General features: G+C 38.5%; 2 protein-coding genes. Both read left to right on the forward strand.

Going from position 1 to position 2,160, the window contains the following annotated elements; translation table 11 throughout:
• On the forward strand, positions 1–210 hold a 210-nt coding region (locus ABUA47_RS24245), incomplete at its 5' end, for a hypothetical protein (RefSeq protein WP_349832230.1).
• Positions 211–356: 146 nt separating this feature from the next.
• Positions 357–2,054, forward strand: a complete 1,698-nt coding sequence (locus ABUA47_RS24250) for a hypothetical protein (RefSeq protein ID WP_117707989.1) — start codon at positions 357–359, stop codon at positions 2,052–2,054.
• Positions 2,055–2,160 lie beyond the last annotated feature (106 nt).

The raw sequence follows: 2,160 nt of genomic DNA on the forward strand, positions 1-2,160 counted from the left end.
ATATTCCACCGCGCCGGACGGTTTTCCGGCATTCCTTTAAACTTTTATATTATGACTACTTATATAATAGAATCCCCAAACGGAGAAACGCACAAATTAGAAGTATTCCGTACCGCAACCGGATTTAGTGTTTATGTTGATGGCTCAAATATATGTGAGAGTATAACGGAGGAAGATTTTTTGCAAGAGCTTGAAAACCCTACTTTCTAACATGGTGGGCGTAATTATTTGGCTAATAGTAGTTTTATTAATCTGCTTTAGCGTGTTTGGCGGTCTTTGGCTGCTTCCTATTTACTTGCTTTTTTGCCTTGCTTTAGGCTTTTACTTTGGTGTAAAATATCCAACTATTTAATGTTATGAATGAAAAAGAATTTAACGGCCTCATTTTGGCCGAATTGGTTAAAATAGCAAACGACGTTTTTACAAATGAAATAGAAATAGCTCCCGGCACCTATACCGCCGCGGAGCTTGCAAAACTGAAAGATGCCAACGGGAACGAGATAAATATAAAATATCTTTGCGTTGATGCCAAACTAAATATAACGGATTTTAGGACTGTACAAATAAACAGCTTTAAATGTTCCTTTCCAGTGGATCAGGTTTTTAATCTTGTTTGGCAATTTGAAAAGCTGATAAGCACCAAACAAGCCAATAAAACAAGGTTTACCAAAATAGAAGAGCGCGAAAATATTGTTTGCTCCTTTGATATGTGGATTATAAAGGAACATCTAAATATCACTAAATTAGTAACAAAAGATCCTTTAAGACCGGCATTTAATTATATTTATCTTGATCCTTACAAATCGGCTTTAGTTGCTTCTGACGGGCGTACATTAAAAGAATACCCCGTAATTATTGAAACATCCGGGCTTTTACCTGACGGTCTAAAATTATTTATCAATCCCAAACATTTAAAAGAAATGGTTGGCCGGTGTTCTGTTTGTGTTTGTAATCAGGACGGCGGCAATATTACAGAAATAACCAACGACAAGAAACAAACCTTTGTTTGTGATTTTGCCGGATATTTCCCTAATTACCGGCTTGTGTACCCCCATCTTTCAAAAGACGGATTTATAAAGATTCAGAAAAGCGAATTAAAAGCGGTTGCCGGTTTTGTAAAAGAAATAGCCAAACGAAACAAAAAAAGCGGTTTTTCACTTCGTACTATTGCCGGAGATAATAAAGTTTATTTATCTTATAATGATGCAGACAGTAACGGACACAAAGAACTTTGTGCAACATTGGAAAAAGCCGCTTTAATTGATATAAAGTTAGGTTTCTTTGCATCAAACGTTATCCCCTTGCTTTCCGGCTGGACTGGTGGCGTGTGGCTGGTTGCACCTGATCGGGCGGCGGTCTTTGATGATAAGACGGCGCGTATAGGTGTGGTTATGCCTGCATTTATAAATGATTCTATTTGCCCGAACTTAAAATGTAATATAAAGGCTTTAGATCGCGCCAAAGCTCCGATCATCCCGGAAAAAGAACCGGTAAGAGAACCGGGAACACATTTACCGGCCTTATATGTGGATGCACAAACGAAAACACCGGCGTTTGTCTTTGCTTTGGTAGCTCTGATAGATTTTATTTCCCGTTGGTTTTATCAGGATCAAATAAACAAAGCATTACAGAGGCTAACAATGTTAACCGAACTATCCGGCATTTCTTTGCCTGAACTATTAACCGAACCAGTAAGCGAAGAAACAAACGCAAATGTACCCGAACCAATAACAGAGGATGAACCAGTACGCGCATACACACCCGAACTATTGTATATTGATCGGCCTTTGGTTTTCCCGGTGCCTATCTTCATACATAAACATGAACGAACTATCAGCCGAATCGTTGTGCCCGAACTATTGAATCACCAATGTATAGCGTTACTGTTTGTTTCCATGATGTTACCCGAACTATTACGGCGATATGTTTGGGGAACAATCCGACCAAAGGCAAATGCAGATGAACTATTTTGGGGCGATTTCAGACGTTTTCACACCAAAGGTAATCATCGAATCAGAGACGGAACAAAAGAGGCAAACAAACCTAAATTATAGCCATTTCAAACGAATTATTACATATATCAATGAATCATTATGGAAGAGAATAAACAAGCCAAAAGAAGTTATCGCCGAAACAAACCGGTTACGAAAAGTAAGGTCT

The sequence above is a fragment of the Bacteroides sp. RTP31139st1_H2_RTP31139_211217 genome (assembly GCF_040227615.1).
GTDB lineage: Bacteria > Bacteroidota > Bacteroidia > Bacteroidales > Bacteroidaceae > Bacteroides > Bacteroides uniformis.